The organism is Streptomyces sp. NPDC017520, from assembly GCF_044329855.1.
GTDB lineage: Bacteria > Actinomycetota > Actinomycetes > Streptomycetales > Streptomycetaceae > Streptomyces.
Map to the genome: position 1 here is coordinate 234,795 of NZ_JBIRKB010000002.1, position 19,049 is coordinate 253,843.

Sequence of the window (19,049 nt, forward strand, 5' to 3'; positions counted from 1 at the left end):
GGCCCCGGGCACATGGCCCACCGCACCGGTTCGCTATCTTGATCGCCGCCGCCCCCACCGGCCCCGTTGCAGACCCCCAGTGAAGGAGCCGGCCATGGAGGCCGCCGCCACCGCGTGTTACCGCCATCCGTCCTACGAGACGTATGTCCGCTGCACCCGTTGCGACCGCTACATCTGCCCGGACTGCATGCGGGAGGCCGCTGTCGGTCACCACTGCGTGGAGTGCGTGAAGGAGGGACAGCGCTCGGTGCGCCAGGCCCGTACGGTCTTCGGCGGTGCGGTGTCCCGGGCGACGGCGCCGATCGTGACGTACGTCCTGATGGCGCTCAACGTCCTGGTCTACATCGGCGAGGTGGTCAGGCCGGAGATCGTGGACCGGTTCGCGGTGCTCGGGGCGGCGCTCACGGGGCCGGACGGCGAACAGTACTACTACCGGGGTGACACGTACGCCGGGTACGAGCTGACGGGCATCGCGGACGGGGAGTGGTACCGGCTGGTGACCGGGGCCTTCCTGCACCTTCCGCCGGACGCCTCGTTCGGGGTGATGCACCTGGTGTTCAACATGTTCGCGCTGTGGAACATCGGGCGGGCGGTGGAGGGCCAGCTCGGGCGGGCCCGCTATCTGGCGCTGTATCTGCTGTCGGCGGTGGGCGGTTCGGTCCTGGTGTACCTGCTGGCCCCGGACACCTCGACGGTCGGCGCCTCCGGCGCGGTCTTCGGGCTGGCCGCCGCGTACTGGGTCATCCACCGGCGGCTCGGCCGTGACATGGCGGCCGTCAACCGTTTCATGGCCGGATTCCTGCTCTGGATGCTGATCTCGGCCGCGTTCACGTCGTGGCAGGGGCACCTGGGCGGGCTGCTGACCGGGGCGCTGGTGACGTACGGGCTCGCCTTCGCACCGGCGAAGCTCCGGGTGTGGCCGGTCCAGCTCGCGGGCGGGCTGGTGCTGGCGGGCCTGTTCGCGGTGGCGGTGGTGCTGAAGACCTCGGCTCTGACGGGCGGCTGAGGCCGGGCCCCGTAGCCGGGGCGGCCCGTAGCGGGGACCCGGCCCCGGACGCGCCACGGCGCCCGCTGGAGTCCGGTCGGGGACAGGCAGGCGCCGCGTTCAGTTCCGTACGCCGTTGTACGGGACGTCTTGTGGGGGCTCCCCCGGGCCGCGTGGCCCAGGGGGAACCCGGGTGGTGCTCAGACCAGCAGGGACCGGTCCGTCGGGCGGATCGGCGCGTGCAGGGCGCTGGTCCCGGTCAGGAAGCGGTCCACTCCGCGGGCGGCGGAGCGGCCCTCGGCGATCGCCCAGACGATCAGCGACTGGCCGCGACCCGCGTCACCGGCGACGAAGACGCCGTCGACGTTGGTCGCGTAGTGCTCGTCGCGGGCGACGTTGCCGCGCTGGTCGAGCTCCAGGCCGAACTGCTGGACCAGACCGTTGGACTGGTCGGTTCCGGTGAAGCCCATGGCGAGGGTGACGAGCTGCGCGGGGATGCGCCGCTCCGTGCCGGGCTTCTGCTCAAGCTTACCGTCCTTGAACTCGACCTCCACCAGGTGGAGGGCCGCGACGTTTCCGTCCTCGTCGCCCTCGAAGTGGGTGGTGGAGACGGAGTAGACCCGCTCGCCGCCCTCCTCGTGCGCGGAGGTGACCTTGTAGAGCATCGGGAAGGTCGGCCACGGCTGGTTGGCGTTCCGGTCCTCGCCCGGCTTCGGCATGATCTCCAGCTGGGTGACGGAGGCCGCGCCCTGGCGGTGGGCGGTGCCCACGCAGTCGGCGCCGGTGTCGCCGCCGCCGATGACGACGACGTGCTTGCCGCCGGCGTGGATCGGGGCGACCGTCAGGTCGCCCTCCTGCACCTTGTTGGCGAGCGGCAGGTACTCCATCGCGAAGTGGATGCCGCCCAGCTCACGGCCGGGGACGGGCAGGTCGCGGGAGACGGTGGCGCCGGCCGCGATGACGACCGCGTCGTAGCGGCGGCGGAGCTTCGCGGCGTCGATGTCCTTGCCGATCTCCACCTCCGTGCGGAACTTGGTGCCTTCCAGGCGCATCTGCTCGATGCGTCGGTTGATGTGCGACTTCTCCATCTTGAACTCGGGGATGCCGTAGCGCAGGAGGCCCCCGATGCGGTCCGCGCGCTCGTAGACGGCGACGGTGTGGCCGGCCCGGGTCAGCTGCTGGGCGGCGGCGAGTCCCGCCGGGCCCGAGCCGATGACGGCGACGGTCTTGCCGGAGAGCCGCTCGGGCGGCTGCGGGGTGACGTCGCCGCTGTCCCACGCCTTGTCGATGATGGAGACTTCGACGTTCTTGATGGTGACGGCGGGCTGGTTGATGCCGAGCACGCACGCCGACTCGCAGGGGGCCGGGCACAGCCGCCCGGTGAACTCCGGGAAGTTGTTCGTGGCGTGCAGCCGCTCGGAGGCGGCGGTCCAGTCCTCGCGGTAGGCGTAGTCGTTCCACTCGGGAATGAGGTTTCCGAGCGGGCAGCCGTTGTGGCAGAACGGGATGCCGCAGTCCATGCAGCGGCCGGCCTGCTTGCTGATGATCGGGAGCAGGGAGCCCGGAACGTAGACCTCGTTCCAGTCCTTGACGCGCTCGGCCACGGGGCGGGTCTGGGCGACCTCGCGTCCGGTGGTCAGGAAGCCCTTGGGGTCAGCCATGGGTCGCCGCCTCCATCATCTTCTCGGTGGTCTCCTGCTCGGAGAGACCGGCGAGCTCAGCGGCGTCCTTGGCGGCGAGCACTGCCTTGTACGTGGACGGGATGATCTTGCTGAAGCGGGTCACGGCGGTGTCCCACTCGGCGAGGAGCTTCTCGGCGACGGTGGAGCCGGTCTCCTCGTGGTGGCGGCGCACGACGTCGTGCAGCCACCGCCGGTCGGTGTCGTCGAGTTCCTCGACCGCGCCGAGGTTGCCGACGTTGACGTTGTCGCGGTTCAGGTCGATGACGTACGCGACGCCGCCCGACATGCCGGCGGCGAAGTTGCGGCCGGTCTCGCCGAGGACGACGGCCTGGCCGCCGGTCATGTACTCGCAGCCGTGGTCGCCGACGCCTTCGGAGACGACGAGCGCACCGGAGTTGCGGACGCAGAAGCGTTCGCCGGTGCGGCCGCGCAGGAAGACCTCGCCTCCGGTCGCGCCGTAGCCGATGGTGTTGCCGGCGATGGTGGAGTACTCGGCGAGGTGGTCGGCGCCCCGGTCGGGGCGGACGATCACCCGGCCGCCGGAGAGGCCCTTGCCGACGTAGTCGTTGGCGTCGCCCTCCAGGCGCAGGGTGATCCCGCGCGGCACGAAGGCACCGAAGGACTGGCCGGCCGAGCCGGTGAAGGTGAGGTCGATGGTGTTCTCGGGCAGGCCGGAACCACCGAACTTCTTGGTCACCTCGTGGCCGAGCATGGTGCCGACGGTCCGGTTGATGTTGCGGATCGCGACCTGGGCGCGGACCGGCTGGGCGGCTTCCGGGGTCTCGGCCCCGAGCGCGTCGGCGGCCAGCTTGATCAGCTGGTTGTCGAGCGCCTTCGTCAGACCGTGGTCCTGCTCGACGATGCGGTGGCGGACGGCGCCCTCGGGCAGCTCGGGGACGAAGAAGAGCGGGGCCAGGTCCAGGCCCTGTGCCTTCCAGTGGGTGATCGCCCGGTCGGTGTCGAGGAGCTCGGCGTGGCCGACGGCCTCCTCGATGGTGCGGAAGCCCAGCTCGGCGAGGATCTCGCGGACCTCTTCGGCGATGAACTCGAAGAAGTTGACGATGTACTCGGCCTTGCCGGAGAACCGGTCGCGGAGCACCGGGTTCTGGGTGGCGATGCCGACCGGGCAGGTGTCCAGGTGGCAGACGCGCATCATGACGCAGCCGGAGACGACGAGCGGCGCGGTCGCGAAACCGAACTCCTCGGCGCCGAGGAGCGCGGCGATGACGACGTCGCGGCCGGTCTTGAGCTGGCCGTCGGTCTGTACGACGATGCGGTCGCGCAGGCCGTTGAGCAGCAGGGTCTGCTGGGTCTCGGCGAGGCCGAGCTCCCAGGGGCCGCCCGCGTGCTTGAGCGAGGTGAGCGGGGAGGCGCCCGTTCCGCCGTCGTGGCCGGAGATGAGGACGACGTCCGCGTGGGCCTTGGAGACACCGGCGGCGACCGTGCCGACGCCGACCTCGGAGACCAGCTTCACGTGGATCCGCGCCTGCGGGTTCGCGTTCTTCAGGTCGTGGATCAGCTGGGCGAGGTCTTCGATGGAGTAGATGTCGTGGTGCGGCGGCGGCGAGATGAGGCCGACGCCGGGCGTCGAGTGCCGCGTCCTGGCGACCCACGGGTAGACCTTGTGGCCGGGCAGCTGGCCGCCCTCGCCGGGCTTGGCGCCCTGGGCCATCTTGATCTGGATGTCGTCGGCGTTGACCAGGTATTCGCTGGTCACACCGAAGCGGCCGGAGGCGACCTGCTTGATGGAGGAGCGGCGCGCCGGGTCGTACAGGCGGTCCGGGTCCTCGCCGCCCTCGCCGGTGTTGGACTTGCCGCCGAGCTGGTTCATCGCGATGGCGAGCGTCTCGTGCGCCTCGCGGGAGATGGAGCCGTAGGACATGGCGCCGGTGGAGAAGCGCTTGACGATCTCGGAGGCGGGCTCGACCTCGTCGAGGGAGATCGGCTCGCGGCCGGAGTCGAAGCCGAAGAGGCCGCGGAGCGTCATGAGGCGCTCGGACTGCTCGTTCACCCGCTCGGTGTACTGCTTGAAGATGTCGTAGCGCCGGTTGCGGGTGGCGTGCTGGAGGCGGAAGACCGTCTCCGGGTCGAACAGGTGCGGTTCACCCTCGCGCCGCCACTGGTACTCGCCGCCGATCTCCAGCGCGCGGTGCGAGGCCGCGATGCCGGAGGCGGGGTACGCCTTGGTGTGCCGGGCGGCGACCTCCTTGGCGACGACGTCCAGGCCGGCGCCGCCGATCTTGGTGGCGGTGCCGTTGAAGTACGTCGCGACGAAGGCCTCGTCGAGGCCGACGGCCTCGAAGACCTGGGCGCCGCGGTAGGAGGCGACGGTGGAGATGCCCATCTTGGACATGACCTTCAGGACGCCCTTGCCGAGCGCGTAGATCAGGTTCCGGATGGCCTGCTCGGCCTCGATGTTCTCGATGAAGGTGCCGGCGCGGACGAGGTCCTCGACGGACTCCATGGCGAGGTACGGGTTGACCGCGGCGGCGCCGTAGCCGATGAGCAGCGCGACGTGGTGGACCTCGCGGACGTCCCCGGCCTCGACCAGCAGGCCCACCTGGGTGCGCTGCTTGGTGCGGATGAGGTGGTGGTGGACGGCGGAGGTGAGCAGCAGCGAGGGGATCGGCGCGTGCTCGGCGTCGGAGTGCCGGTCGGAGAGGACGATCAGGCGGGCGCCGTCCTCTATGGCGGCGTCGACCTCGGTGCAGATCTGTTCGATCCGCGCGGCCAGCGCGTCGCCTCCGCCGCCGACCCGGTAGAGGCCGGAGAGGGTGGCGGCCGTCATGCCCGGCATGTCGCCGTCGGCGTTGATGTGTATCAGCTTGGCGAGCTCGTCGTTGTCGATCACCGGGAAGGGCAGCGTGACGCTGCGGCACGCGGCTGCGGTCGGTTCCAGGATGTTGCCCTGGGGGCCCAGCGAGGAGCGCAGCGAGGTGACGAGCTCCTCGCGGATGGCGTCCAGCGGCGGGTTGGTGACCTGGGCGAAGAGCTGGGTGAAGTAGTCGAAGAGCAGCCGGGGGCGTTCGGAGAGCGCGGCGATCGGCGAGTCGGTGCCCATGGAGCCGAGCGGTTCGCCGGCGGTGCGGGCCATCGGCGCGAGGATGACGCGGAGCTCTTCCTCGGTGTAGCCGAAGGTCTGCTGGCGGCGGGTGACCGAGGCGTGGGTGTGCACGATGTGCTCACGCTCGGGCAGGTCGCTCAGCTCGATCTCGCCGGTCTCCAGCCACTCCTGGTAGGGCTGCTCGGCGGCGAGGGAGGCCTTGATCTCGTCGTCCTCGATGATGCGGTGCTCGGCGGTGTCGACGAGGAACATCTTGCCGGGCTGGAGGCGGCCCTTGCGGACGACCTTCGCGGGGTCGATGTCCAGGACGCCGACCTCGGAGGAGAGCACGACGAGGCCGTCGTCGGTGACCCAGTAGCGGCCGGGGCGCAGACCGTTGCGGTCGAGGACCGCGCCGACCTGGACGCCGTCGGTGAAGGTGACGCAGGCCGGGCCGTCCCAGGGCTCCATCATCGTGGCGTGGTACTGGTAGAACGCGCGCCGGGCCGGATCCATCGAGTCGTGGTTCTCCCACGCCTCGGGGACCATCATCAGCACCGAGTGCGGCAGCGAGCGCCCGCCGAGGTGGAGCAGTTCCAGGACCTCGTCGAAGGAGGCCGAGTCGGAGGCGTCCGGGGTGCAGACGGGGAAGATCCGGTCCAGCTGCGCCTGGCCGAAGAGTTCGGAGGCGAGCTGGGACTCGCGGGCCTTCATCCAGTTGCGGTTGCCCTTGACCGTGTTGATCTCGCCGTTGTGCGCGACGAAGCGGTACGGGTGGGCCAGCGGCCAGCTGGGGAAGGTGTTGGTGGAGAAGCGGGAATGGACCAGCGCGACCGTGGAGGCGAAGCGGCGGTCGGAGAGGTCCGGGAAGAACGGCTCCAGCTGCCCGGTGGTGAGCATGCCCTTGTAGACGATGGTGCGGGCGGAGAGCGAGGGGAAGTACACCCCGGCCTCACGCTCGGCACGCTTGCGCAGGACGAAGGCCTTGCGGTCCAGGACGATGCCGGTGGACTCGCCGTCGGCGACGAAGACCTGGCGGAAGGTGGGCATGGTGGCGCGGGCGCCGTTGCCGAGAAGTGCGGGGGTGACCGGGACGTCGCGCCAGCCGAGGACCGTCAGGCCCTCCTGCTCGGCGATGTGCTCGATCGTGCGGACGGCCTCGGTGGAGTCGTCCGCGGGGAGGAAGGCGATGCCCACGGCGTACGAGCCGGCCTCGGGGAGTTCGAAGGAGGTCTCGGCGCGGAGGAAGGCGTCCGGGACCTGGCAGAGGATGCCGGCGCCGTCGCCGGAGTCGGGCTCGGAGCCGGTGGCGCCGCGGTGTTCGAGGTTGCGCAGTACGGTCAGCGCCTGCTCGACCAGCTCATGGCTGGCCACACCGGTCAGAGTGGCCACGAACCCGACACCACAGGCGTCGTGTTCGTTACGGGGGTCGTACATCCCCTGCTGGGCGGGGCGACCGTCCATGGGCGACCAGGCGTCGATACGCATCGGCTCTCCCGTCGTCGTCGTGGCATTTGCGGTGCCGAGGGACGACGTTGGCCCTCTGCGAAATTTCGTGCAGGTTACATGATGGGGCGCTTCTCAAGAAGCGGAAGGCGCGTTCCAGCATGCGGACACCGTGGTGACCGGAAGTGACTGGGTGACCAGTGGTGACCGGGTGGACCAGGGGGTGGGTCGCGGTCGGAACGATCGGCGCCCGGACCCGCAGAGAGCAGGCGTCGTTGCCTGCGGTGTCTACGGCTCTTTCCCGGCGGACACAGATCTGAAACCGCCGAGTAATGGCTACTTATGTGTAGCGCTGCATAGGACCCCATTTTACGACCGCCCCGCGTCCTCCGCCCAGAGGGGTGCGTCACGACGTACGTCACACCAAGACGTCGGCACAGACGCCGGGAGGCGGAAAAGGCGCTGGTGAGGGCCGTTCCCTCTTGCTAGGTTCAGGGCGTTTGTCAATGGACAGCAGGGGGGACCACATGCGCCGCATCAAGATCATCGGCATCGCACTCGTACCTACGCTCACCCTGACGCTCGGCGTCGTCGGCGCGGGCCTCACCACAGCCCTCGTCGTGGGAACTCCGGCCGCTTCCGCCGCCGAGCGGGCGTGGGGGACGCCAACCGCGCTGACGGACGAGCGCGGCGCCAACACCGGCACGGGTGTGAAGGTCACGTCCGACGGCACCGCCGTCACGGTGTGGATCAGCGGTACCAACGACGGCCCTCAGGAGTTGTGGGGCGCCACCCGCCCGGCCGGTGCCACCGCGTGGAGCGCTCCGGTCCGGATCGCCGCCGATCAGCAACGTGTGTCCGACGTGTACCTGGTCACGGGCCGGGACGGCTCCGCCACCGTCTCCTGGGACCGCTTCACATCGGAGCGCTTCGACTCGCACAGCACCTCGACACTGCTGCCCGGCGCCGCGTCCTGGACGGCGCCCGCGCCGATCACGTCCGCGCTCTTCGGGCACGACCTCATGCTGGTGAGCGGTCCCGGCGGCCGCCTCACCGCTGTCTGGAACGGGAACCCGACCCCGGGTGAGGACGAGAGCGACGTGGGGGTCTTCACCTCCGATCTGGTGGAGCGGGGAGCCGCCTGGTCACAGGCGGTGCAGATCGGCAGCGGGTCGGCCTACGAGCTGCGGGCGGCAGCGGCGGGCGACGGCGCGGTGACCGTCGCCTGGCAGGCCGACATCTCCGGACCGGAAGCGCTGCGGGTCTCGACCCGGGCGGCGGGGGCGGCCGACTGGAGTGCCCCCGAGGTCATCAGGAACGGCAGTTCGAACCCGGGCGAACTCGACGTGCAGGCCGCACCCGACGGCGCTGCCCTGGTCAGCTGGTCGGGGATCACTTCCGGCCGCTCCTTCGTCTACCGCCCGACCGGCAGCACGACGTGGGGCCGGACCGAATACCTTCCCGTCGACGAGGCCAGGAACTCCACGCTCGCGCCGCAGCTCGAACCGGACGGCCGGGTGACGGCTCTCTGGGAATTCGAAGGCGCCCAGCTCCGGACGGCGACCCGCGCGGCCGACGGCACGTGGTCGCCGATCCGCACCCTGGTCGAGAACAGCGAAGCGTCCAGGTTCTGGGTCCCCGACGTCGGCCGGGACGGCTCGCTCGCGGTCATGTGGACGACATACGAAGGCGACCTCTGGGCGCTGGTCCGCTCGGACGGCGCCTGGCCCAAGCCTCTGTACGTGGGTCGGGCCGACCTCCACACGGTGGGCTCCCTCGCCGCCGGCCCTGACGGCAGTGCGGTCGCCGTATGGAACAAGCGGCTCGGCACGACAAGTGACTACTACCCGATCGAACAGGTCTGGGCGACGGCCACCGGAGCGGCGAAGCCGACGCACCGGGACCACGTCGGCGACGACGGCTTCCCCGACCTCTACGCGCGGGGGACGAACGGTTCGCTGCGCGTGTACCGGGGCGACGCCGCGGGGAAGCTGCCGGGCACCGCCGACGGCGGTACCTGGCCCACGGCCTCTACGCTGATCCCCTTCGGGGATCTCGACGGTGACGGGGCGAACGACACCCTGGTGACCAACAGCGCGGGCGACCTGTACCGCCACAGCCCGCAGCGGGGCAGCGTCGTCACGCCCCAGGGGCCGGCGAAGAGGATCGGCAGCGGCTGGAAGCCCTTCGACGGCCTGACCGGCTCCGGCGACTTCACGGCGGACGGCCGGCCCGACCTGGTGGCCCGGGAGACCGCGACCGGCGACCTGTACCTGTACGCGGGCACCGCCGCGGGCGGCCTCACCCGAACCGGAAGGATCGGCAACGGCTGGAAGAACCTCACCATCGTCGGCGCGGGTGACCTCAACGGCGACGGGCACGCCGATCTCGTCGCCCGCACCGCCGCGGGCGACCTGTTGCGATACGACGGCACCGGCAGGGGCACCATCGTCAACGGCGTGAGAATCGGCACCGGCTGGGGTGGGATGGTCGACATCGTCGGCATCGGCGACCTCACCGGCGACGGCACGGACGACATCCTGGGCCGTACAACGGGCGGGGACCTCTACCGGTACGCCGGCAACGGCACGGGGGGCATCGGCGCGGGAGTCAAGATCGGGACCGGCTGGAAGAGCTTCGCCGGCATCCGGTAACGCTTGCGCGCGAGCGGCGAAGGCACGGCCCGAGGCGGGCCGTGCCTTCGTCGTGCACGGGAGAAACCGTCACCGGAGAAGCCCGGGACCGGTGAGACGCGTACGCCGGAGCGACCCGTACGCCGGAGCGACCTGTACGCCGCGGAAGCCCGATAGTCCCGATACGCGCAGGGCTCCCGCGTTCCGCACCGCCTGGCCGTACCGCCCGGCCGTACCGCCGGGGGAGGTGTTCCGTCAGCCGACGGCGACGCCGAACAGGGTGCCGAGTCCGTACGTCATCGCCGCCGCCGCACCACCCAGGGCGAGCTGGCGCAGCCCGCTGAACCACCAGCTGCGGGCGGTCACCCGGGCCACCACGGCACCGCAGGCGAACAGGCCGATCAGCGCGAGGAGCACCGCGGGCCACAGGGCGCTCGCGCCGAGGAGGTAGGGCAGGACGGGCAGCAGGGCGCCGAGTGCGAACGCGCCGAACGACGAGACGGCGGCCACGAGCGGCGAGGGCAGATCGCCGGGGTCGATGCCGAGCTCCTCGCGGGCGTGGATCTCCAGCGCCTGCTCCGGGTCGCGCGACAGCTGCCGGGCGACCTCGGCGGCCAAGGGGGCGTCCACGCCGCGCGACTCGTAGAGGGCGGCCAGCTCGGCCATCTCGTCCTTGGGGTGCTTGCGGAGCTCCCGGCGTTCGACGTCGAGCTCGGCCTCGACCAGCTCACGCTGCGAGGCGACGGAGGTGTACTCACCCGCCGCCATGGAGAAGGCCCCGGCCGCGAGCCCCGCCAGACCGGTGATCACGATGGTCTGCTGGGAGACCGCGCCGCCCGCGACCCCGGTCATCAGGGCGAGGTTGGAGACCAGACCGTCCATCGCGCCGAAGACGGCGGGGCGCAGCCAGCCGCCGTTCACATCCCGGTGGGTGTGGTTGTCCCGGTGCGCCTCGTGCAGGACGGCTTCGGTCTCGATGATGGCCACGGCGTGCTTCTCCCCTTCGCTCCGGCGGGCCGTCACCCCGCCGTTCCCCGCTGAATACAACTTTCGACAAAGTCCAAACTACGCCGTCCGGGCGACCTCCGCCAGCAAGCCAGGCCTGGCTAACCACCCCTCTGACCTGCGAAGAAAGGCCAGCCTTAGCTATCCGGCCCGTCATCCGCCTGGCCCCTTTCCTCGTGTTTCCCGCCTCTCTTCGCCCTCCGCGTGGCACAGATGCGGACAGGGCCCGGAAACGGAATCGGATCCGGACTCGGGTGCGGACTCGGGTGCGGACTCGGGTGCGGATGCGCACCGCCGGACGAGCGAAGGGCGACGCGATGAACACGGCCGTCGGCAATGACCGGGCCAGGGGTGCGCTGCTGGGACTGGCGGTCGGGGACGCGCTCGGCGCCCCGGCGGAGAACCTGCGGCCCTCCGAGATCCGCCGCCGCTGGGGGCGGATCGAGGGCTTCGTGAGCGATGACCCGGCGGGTACCGACGACACGGAGTACGCGATCTTCTCCGGGCTGCTGCTGGCCCGGCACGGTTCGGCGCTTGACGTCTCCCATGTGGAGCGGGCCTGGCACCACTGGATCGCCGATCTGGACGAGGGCCCGTTCCGTGGGGCCGGCTTCAGCGAGCGCGGCACGCTGGAGAACCTGCGCCGGGGCCTCGCCGCGCCGATCTCGGCCCAGCACCGGCACGCCTGGAGCGACGGGCTCGCGATGCGGGCGGCCCCCTTCGGGGTCTTCGCGGCGGGCCGCCCCGCCGAGGCGGCCCGGCTGGTCGCGGTGGACGGCCGGGTCAGCCACGAGGGCGAGGGGATCTACGGGGGCCAGGCGGTCGCGGCCGGGGTGGCGGCGGCCATGGTCGGCTCGGGCCTCGCCTCGGTGATCGCGGCCGCGCTCTCGGTGGTCCCGATGGATTCCTGGACGGCCCGGTCGCTGCGCCGGGCGGTGGCGGCGGCGCAGCGGCCCTACCCCGACCGGCTCACGATGGAGCGGGCGGTGCGCTCGGCGGTGGTGATCGCCGGCTACCCGTGGACGGACCTCGCGCCGGAGGCGGTGGGCCTGGCGTTCGGGGCGTTCACGGCGGCGCGCGGGGACTTCCGGACGGCGGTGCTCACGGCCGTCAACATGGGCCGCGACGCGGACACGACGGCGGCGGTGGCGGGGGCCCTGGCCGGGGCGCTGAACGGGGAGAGCGCCATCCCGCCGGACTGGGCGGGCGCGATCGGCCCGGTCCGGGGCAGCTGCCTGCCCTCGATGCGCGGCTACCACGTGCTGGACATCGCGGAACTGCTGACCCCCGAGGACCCGGACGGGACCGGCGCGGCGGGGCACCCGCAGGAACAGGGCGGCGGCGAGCCGTGGCCCGTGCCGGGCCTGGCGTCGGTGGCGGCTCCCTCCGTACCCGTACGGGACATGGCATCCACAGCGGCACCCTCCGCACCCGTACGGAACATGGCATCCACGGCGGCACCCTCCGCACCCGTACGGGAGAACCGGCGATGACGACACCGGGCGGGGCGACCGGAGGCCGACCGGCCGTGACCACACCACGCGGAGGGCCCGCGGGAGGCCCGGCGGAGCCGGCACGCGACGCGGCGGGACCGGCGGCCGCCCCCGGGGCCAACGCCCCCTCCCGCCGCGCCCGGATCGAGGGGCTGCTGCTCGGTCTCGCGGCGGGCGACGCCGCCGGGTGGCCCGCCGCCCGGCACCGGGCGGCCCGGATGCCCGAGTGGACCCGGCGGCTCACCCGGGAGCTGGACACCTTCGCCGAGCAGAACGCCACCACCACGCTCCCGGTGCCCATCGCCCTGAACCAGCCTCCCGAGCCGCTGCGGCTCGGCCCCTCCGACGACGCCGAGTGGGCCGCGTTCGCCGCCCGTACGGTGCTGGCGGCGGCCGAGGACGCGGTGGGCCTGGCCCCCGGCCGCCGGATGCGGGACGCGGTCGACCGGGCCTGGAACGCGCTGGCCGCCACCGTCGCCGCCGCCAGCGCCCGGGCCCCCGAGGTCGAGGCCGCGGTGCTCCCGCTGCGGGCCCGGATCTCGGTGCGGGCCGGGCTCGGCAACCTGGCCGCCGGGCTGCGGCCCCCCGCCACCGGGCACGACAACCCGCACTACTTCGACGACGCCGCCTGCGTACGGGCCGCCGTCCTCGCCGTGGTCCACCCGGGCGACCCGGAAGAGGCGGCGGCGCTCGCCGAGTTCGACGCCCGCTACACGCAGGACGGCGACGGGGTGCACGGGGCACGGGCCGTGGCCGCCGCGATCGCCGTGGCACTGGCCGGGGCGGACGTCGACACCGTGGTGAACGCGGCCCTCGCCCAGCTCCCCGAGGGCACCGAGATCGCCCGCAACGCCGCGCACGCCGTCCGCCTGGCCCGGGAGTTCGCGGACGAGCCCGCCGGGGCGTTCGCCCTGGTCCCGGTGGTGGAACACCAGATCGTGGACCACGTCTACAGCTACGGGATCGCGGCGGCGGAGACCGTGCCGGTCGCCCTGGCCCTCACCACGGCGGCCCGGGGCGAGATCGCCCAGGCGGTCCCGGCCGCCGCCTGCCTGTCCCGGGTCGCGGACTCCGCGCCCGCCCTGGCCGGGGCGCTGACCGGGGCGATCGGCTCGATCACCGCCGTACCGGCGGGCTGGCGCGAGGCGTGCCGGACGCTGGCGGGCTGTGCGCTGCCCCGGCTCGCGGGCACGGACCTGATCGAACTCGCCGGGTTGCTGGCAGCCACGGAACCAGCTACCTCGGGTGGACAATTCCGACATGACGACCACAACGGCCATGGAAGCCGCCCTCTCGGCCCCGCACCCCTCCCCCACCACGCCCGGACTCGATGAACGCGTCCGCCGGGCCCTCGTCGGAGCCGCCGTCGGCGACGCCCTCGGCGGCCCGGTCGAGGGCTGGACCCCCGAGCAGATCGCCGAGCGCCACGGCGGCCGGGTCACCGGGATCGTCGGCCCCTGGTACGGCGAGGACTGGCGTACCGCGCGCCCCATCGCCCCGTACCACAAGGGCGACGGACACGTCACCGACGACACCCTGATGACCCACGCCCTGGTCCGGGTCTACGGCCGGGTCCGCGACCACCTCGACGCGTACGCCGTCGCTGACCACCTCGTCCCGGACCTGCTGTCGCCCCGCTGGATCCCGGAGCTGGAGGCACAGGCCCTCCCCCTCCAGCGGATCTTCCTGGCGGAGAAGTGGATCGTGGCCCGGCTGCACTACGGGCACGTCGACCCGCGCGAGGCCGGTGCGGGCAACATCGTCAACTGCGGTGCGGCGATGTACATGGCCCCGGTCGGGCTGGTCAACGCCGGTCACCCGGAGGCCGCGTACACCGAGGCACTGGAGGTCGCGGCCCCCCACCAGTCCTCCTACGGCCGGGAGGCCGCGGGCGTCTTCGCCGCCGCCGTCGCCGCCGCCTGCCGTCCGGGCGCCACCCCCGGCACCGTGGTCGACGCGGCCCTCTCCACGGCCAGGGACGGCACCCGGTCCGCGATCGAGGCGGTCGCCGAAGTGGCCGTGCGCCACGAGGACTTCGAGTCCGCGCTCGCCCCGCTGCGGGCGGCCGTGGAGCCCTTCGACACGGTCGGCCCCGACTACCGGAACCCCTCGCTCGGCGCACGCCGTCCCTCCCGGCTGCACTCCATCGAGGAACTGCCCATCGCGCTGGGAATGTTGCTGGTCGGGTGCGGTGACTACCGGCGTACGGTGCTCGGTTCGGTGAACTACGGGCGGGACTGCGACTCCATCGCGACGATGAGCGGGGCGCTCGTGGGCGCGCTGGGCGGCGAGGTCCCCGCCGGCTGGGCCGCCACGGTCGCGGAGGCGAGCCGGCTGGACCTGGACGCCCCGGCGGGGGTGCTGGCACAGGTGGCCCGGGAGGTCTTCGCCCGGGACCTGGAGCGCCGCCGGGCCCATGAGCAGGCGTTCGGCGCGCTGGCCGGCGAGCGGTGAACGTCCGCGTCACCTGGGTGCAGCCGGAGGACCTGGTCGGTCACGAGCTGCGGCAGGCCGCGCTGGACGGCCGGGACGCCCGGGAGATCGAGGAGCGGTGGTACGCGGCCGGGGGCACCCCCGCCCCGGACCGGGCGGGCGCGTCCGAGCCGCCCGCACCGCCGCGCCTGCGCGCACTGGCCGAACGGCTTCTCGACGAACTCGCCCTGCTCGATTCGCCGTTGGCGGCCGACGAGCCGACCGGTCTGGACGAGATCGTGGCCGCCTGCGCGCACTGGCCTGGCCCGGTGGACGGCGCGCCCGTCGTCGGCCGGGACCGGCTGCACGCGGCGTGGCTCGGCCGGGCGGCGGGCTGCCTGCTCGGCAAACCGGTCGAGAAGCTGCCGCTGGACGGCATCCGCGCCCTGGCCCGCGCCACCGGAAACTGGCCCCTGACCAGCTGGTTCACCGCACACGGCGTACCCGCCGAACTGCTGGCCGCCCACCCCTGGAACCGCCGCTCGGCCCCCACGTCCCTGGCCGAGAACATCGACGGCATGCCGGAGGACGACGACCTCAACCACCCGCTTCTCACGCTGTTGTTGCTCCAGCGGCACGGCCGCTCCTTCACCACCGCCGACCTGGCACGGCTCTGGCTGGACGAACTGCCGGCCGGGCGGACCTTCACCGCCGAGCGCATCGCGTACGGCAACCTCCTCGCGGGCGTCGAGCCCCCGGGGACCGCCCGCCGCCGCAACCCGTTCCGGGAGTGGATCGGCGCGCAGATCCGGGCCGACGTGCACGGCTGGACCCACCCCGGCGACCCGGCCGGAGCCGCCGCCCAGGCCCACCGCGACGCGGTCCTCACCCACACCGGCAACGGGGTGTACGGCGCGATGTTCACAGCGGCGGCCCTCGCCGTCGCGGCCGGCGGCGAGAGCGATGTGCACGGCTGTCTGGCCGCCGGGCTGCGGGTGGTGCCACCGCACTCGCGGTACGCCCGCGCGATCCGCCTCGGCATCGAAACAGCCCGTACGGAACGGGAGTTCGACACCGTCGTGGACCGGCTGCACGCCGTCTACGCGGACACCCACCACTGGGTGCACGTACTGCCCAACGCCGCGGTGCTGGCCGCCGCCCTCACCCACGCCGACGGCGACTTCACCCGGTCGATCGGCCTCGCGGTCTCCGGCGGCTGGGACACCGACTCCAACGGGGCGACCGCCGGATCGCTGGCCGGGCTCCTGGCGGGCGGGCCGGACGCCCTGCCCGAGCGCTGGACGGCCCCGCTGAAGAACCGGCTCGCCACCTCCGTACCCGGCTTCGACCGGACCGGGTTCGACACCCTCGCCGCACTGACCCACCAGGAGGCTCTGCGCCCATGACCCGCATCGCGGTGCTCGGCAGCACCAATATGGACCTCGTCGCCTACACGGCACGCGCCCCCGGACGCGGTGAGACCGTCACCGGCCGGGAGTTCCGGACGGTCCCCGGCGGCAAGGGCGCCAACCAGGCCGTCGCCGCCGCCCGCGCGGGCGGGGAGGTGACGATGATCGGCGCGGTCGGCGACGACGCCTACGGCGCCCTGCTGCGCGACGGCCTCGAACACGCGGGGGTGGACACCGACCTCCTGCACACCGCCGAGGGCCCCAGCGGCACCGCGCACATCGTGGTGGACGACACCGGGGCCAACGCGATCGTGGTGGTCCCCGGCGCGAACGGCGTCCTCGCCGCGCTGGGGCCCGGGGAGATCGCGGCGATCGCCGCGGCCGATCTGCTGCTGATGCAGCTCGAACTCCCCCTGTCCGCCGCCGTCGAGGGAGCCCGCGCGGCCCGGGCCCAGGGCGTACGGACCATCCTCACCCCCTCCCCTGTGCAGCCCCTGCCGGATGAACTCCTCGACCACATCGACCTGTTGGTCCCCAATGAGCACGAGGCCGCCGAGCTGTCCGGGCAGGCCGAGCCGCACGCCGCGGCGCAGATCCTGCTGCGCCGGGTGCCCGAGGTGATCGTCACACTCGGCGCGAAGGGCTGCCTGTACGCGGCCCGGGGCGGCGAGCCGGTGCTCTTCGAGGCCCCTCCGGTGACCGCCGTCGACACGACCGGCGCCGGGGACACCTTCGTCGGGACGCTGGCCGTGGCGCTCGGCGAGGGGCGGCCGGTGGCCGAGGCCGTGGCGTTCGCCTCATCGGCCGCCGCGCTCTGCGTCCAGAAGCCCGGCGCGTCCACGTCCATGCCCTACCGCAGCGAGATCGAGGCCCCATGAGCTCCACCGCAGCAGGCCCCCTGACCGGGCTGAGCGTCATCGACCTGGCCACCCTCTTCGCCGGACCGCTCGCGGCCACCATGCTCGGGGACTTCGGCGCCGATGTGATCAAGGTCGAGCACCCCCGTAGACCGGACCCCTCACGCGGGCACGGGCCCGCCAAGGACGGGATCGGCCTGTGGTGGAAGCTGCTCGGCCGCAACAAGCGCACCCTGACCCTCGACCTGTCCGCGCCCGGCGGCCGTGACCTGTTGCTGGAGTTGGCCGCCGAGACGGATGTGATCATCGAGAACTTCCGGCCCGGGACCCTGGAGCGCTGGGGCCTGGGCCCCGCGGAGCTGCACGCCGTCAACCCGCGTCTGGTGCTGGCCCGGGTCACCGGCTTCGGTCAGTTCGGGCCGTACGCCCACCGCCCCGGCTTCGGCACGCTCGCCGAGGCGATGAGCGGCTTCGCGGCGATCACCGGGGAGCCGGACGGTCCGCCGACGCTGCCGCCGTTCGGCCTCGCGGACTCCATCGCCGCGCTGGCCACGGCGTACGCGGTGATGGCCGCTCTCGCGGGACGGGAGAAGACCGGCAAGGGGCAGGTGGTGGACCTGGCGATCATCGAGCCGATCCTCACCGTGCTGGGCCCGCAGCCGCTCTGGTACGACCAGCTCGGCTACGTCCAGCCGCGCACCGGCAACCGCTCCCGCAACAACGCCCCGCGCAACACCTACCGCACCGCCGACGGCCACTGGGTCGCGGTCTCCACCTCCGCCCAGTCCGTCGCCGAGCGGGTGATGCGCCTCGTCGGCCGCCCGGACCTGATCGACGAGCCGTGGTTCGGCGCGGGCACCACCCGGGCCGAGCACACCGAGGAGCTGGACGCGGCGGTCGGCCACTGGATCTCCCGGCACGGTCGCGAGGAAGTCCTCGACCGCTTCGAGAAGGCGGAGGCGGCCGTCGCGCCGATCCACGACGTGCGGGAGGTGATGGAGGACCCGCAGTACCGGGCACTGGACACCGTCACCGAGGTCGACGACCCGGAGCTGGGACCGCTGCGGATGCAGAACGTCCTCTTCCGGCTCTCGGAGACCCCCGGCGGGATCCGGTGGGCCGGCCGCCCGCACGGCGCGGACACCGAGGAGATCCTGGCCGGCCTCGGCCTCTCGGAGACCCGGATCGCGGCGCTGCGGGACCAGGGGGCGCTGTGACCGGCCGCCCGATCCCCGCCCCGCCGCTGCCCGAGGGCCCGCCGCCACCCGTCGGACGGCCGCCGCTGACCTGGCTGTACGTGCCCGGGGACCGGCCGGAGGTGGTGGCCAAGGCGCTGAGCAGCGGGGCGGACGTGGTGATCGTCGATCTGGAGGACGCCGTCGCCCCGGACCGTAAGGAGTACGCGCGCTCCGCCACCGCCGAACTCCTCGGCGACCAGGTGACGGCGGCCCCGGACGCGGTGCCGGTCCATGTCCGGGTGCACGGCGAGGACGACATCCGGGCGCTGGCGGAGCTGCCGGGCCTGGCCGCGTTCCGGCTGCCGAAGATCACCCACGCGGTCTCGGTGTCCCATGTGGCGGCCGTGGCGCCGGGCGTACCGCTGTATCCGCTGCTGGAGTCGGCGCTCGCGGTCGAGCACGCGTACTCGATCGCCTCGGCCCATCACGCCGTACACGGCATCGCCCTGGGCGAGGCGGACCTGCGGGCGGACCTGGGCGTACGGGAGGACACCGGGCTCGACTGGCCGCGCAGCCGGATCGTGGTGGCGGCCCGGGCCGCGGCTCTTCCGCCACCCGCCCAGTCGGTGTTCCCGGACGTCCGGGACCTGGACGGGCTGTGGACGTCGTGCGGGCGGGGGCGGGCGCTCGGGATGCTGGGCCGGGCGGCGATCCACCCGCGGCAGCTGCCGGTGATCGAGCGGGCGTTCCGGCCGACGGCCGAGGAGATCGAGGCGGCCGAGGAGATCGTCGCGGCCTCGGCGGTGGAGGCGGGAGCACTGGCGCTGCCGGACGGGAGGTTCGTGGACGCGGCGGTGGTGGCGTCCGCCCGCAGAACGATCGCGCTCGCCGAGCGGGCCTGAGGAT

General features: G+C 72.9%; 12 protein-coding genes. 9 read left to right on the plus strand and 3 right to left on the minus strand.

The window, feature by feature from the left end:
* Window positions 1-94: 94 nt before the first annotated feature.
* Complete coding sequence (locus ACH4KB_RS05145) at window positions 95-1,006, plus strand: rhomboid family intramembrane serine protease (RefSeq protein ID WP_219609527.1); 912 nt, start codon at window positions 95-97, stop codon at window positions 1,004-1,006.
* A gap of 179 nt (window positions 1,007-1,185) precedes the next feature.
* Here ACH4KB_RS05145 and ACH4KB_RS05150 read toward each other — a convergent pair whose 3' ends face one another.
* On the minus strand, window positions 1,186-2,646 hold the full coding sequence (locus ACH4KB_RS05150) for a glutamate synthase subunit beta (protein ID WP_329154237.1): 1,461 nt from the start codon (window positions 2,644-2,646) through the stop codon (window positions 1,186-1,188).
* The gene (gene gltB, locus ACH4KB_RS05155) at window positions 2,639-7,198 is read right to left on the minus strand and encodes a glutamate synthase large subunit (protein ID WP_398063712.1); all 4,560 of its coding nucleotides are present in this window, start codon (window positions 7,196-7,198) and stop codon (window positions 2,639-2,641) included. The genes ACH4KB_RS05150 and gltB overlap by 8 nt, the downstream gene beginning before the upstream one ends.
* 485 nt (window positions 7,199-7,683) lie before the next feature.
* Between gltB and ACH4KB_RS05160 the strand changes: the two genes are divergently transcribed.
* The gene (locus tag ACH4KB_RS05160) at window positions 7,684-9,810 is read left to right on the plus strand and encodes an FG-GAP repeat domain-containing protein (RefSeq protein ID WP_398063714.1); all 2,127 of its coding nucleotides are present in this window, start codon (window positions 7,684-7,686) and stop codon (window positions 9,808-9,810) included.
* Between the two features lie 234 nt (window positions 9,811-10,044).
* On the opposite strand, the gene ACH4KB_RS05165 is transcribed toward ACH4KB_RS05160, so the two are convergent.
* Window positions 10,045-10,776, minus strand: a complete 732-nt coding sequence (locus ACH4KB_RS05165) for a VIT1/CCC1 transporter family protein (protein ID WP_361867429.1) — start codon at window positions 10,774-10,776, stop codon at window positions 10,045-10,047.
* A gap of 335 nt (window positions 10,777-11,111) precedes the next feature.
* Between ACH4KB_RS05165 and ACH4KB_RS05170 the strand changes: the two genes are divergently transcribed.
* Genes ACH4KB_RS05170 through ACH4KB_RS05200 form a run of 7 tightly spaced genes read left to right on the plus strand, consistent with a single transcriptional unit; the run spans window position 11,112 to window position 19,045 of the window.
* Complete coding sequence (locus tag ACH4KB_RS05170) at window positions 11,112-12,287, plus strand: ADP-ribosylglycohydrolase family protein (protein ID WP_398063716.1); 1,176 nt, start codon at window positions 11,112-11,114, stop codon at window positions 12,285-12,287.
* Window positions 12,284-13,621: an ADP-ribosylglycohydrolase family protein gene (locus tag ACH4KB_RS05175; RefSeq protein WP_398063718.1), complete on the plus strand. Its 1,338-nt coding sequence runs from the start codon at window positions 12,284-12,286 to the stop codon at window positions 13,619-13,621. The genes ACH4KB_RS05170 and ACH4KB_RS05175 overlap by 4 nt, the downstream gene beginning before the upstream one ends.
* Window positions 13,548-14,741 carry an ADP-ribosylglycohydrolase family protein gene (locus ACH4KB_RS05180; protein ID WP_398063720.1) on the plus strand — a complete coding sequence of 398 codons (1,194 nt, stop codon included), beginning with the start codon at window positions 13,548-13,550 and terminating at the stop codon, window positions 14,739-14,741. The genes ACH4KB_RS05175 and ACH4KB_RS05180 overlap by 74 nt, the downstream gene beginning before the upstream one ends.
* Entirely contained in the window at window positions 14,738-16,105 is a 1,368-nt protein-coding gene (locus ACH4KB_RS05185; RefSeq protein ID WP_398063722.1) for an ADP-ribosylglycohydrolase family protein, read from the plus strand. The genes ACH4KB_RS05180 and ACH4KB_RS05185 overlap by 4 nt, the downstream gene beginning before the upstream one ends.
* Window positions 16,102-16,986: a ribokinase gene (gene rbsK / locus ACH4KB_RS05190; protein WP_398063724.1), complete on the plus strand. Its 885-nt coding sequence runs from the start codon at window positions 16,102-16,104 to the stop codon at window positions 16,984-16,986. The genes ACH4KB_RS05185 and rbsK overlap by 4 nt, the downstream gene beginning before the upstream one ends.
* The gene (locus ACH4KB_RS05195) at window positions 16,983-18,182 is read left to right on the plus strand and encodes a CaiB/BaiF CoA transferase family protein (RefSeq protein ID WP_398063726.1); all 1,200 of its coding nucleotides are present in this window, start codon (window positions 16,983-16,985) and stop codon (window positions 18,180-18,182) included. The genes rbsK and ACH4KB_RS05195 overlap by 4 nt, the downstream gene beginning before the upstream one ends.
* On the plus strand, window positions 18,179-19,045 hold the full coding sequence (locus ACH4KB_RS05200; RefSeq protein WP_398063728.1) for an HpcH/HpaI aldolase/citrate lyase family protein: 867 nt from the start codon (window positions 18,179-18,181) through the stop codon (window positions 19,043-19,045). The genes ACH4KB_RS05195 and ACH4KB_RS05200 overlap by 4 nt, the downstream gene beginning before the upstream one ends.
* Window positions 19,046-19,049 lie beyond the last annotated feature (4 nt).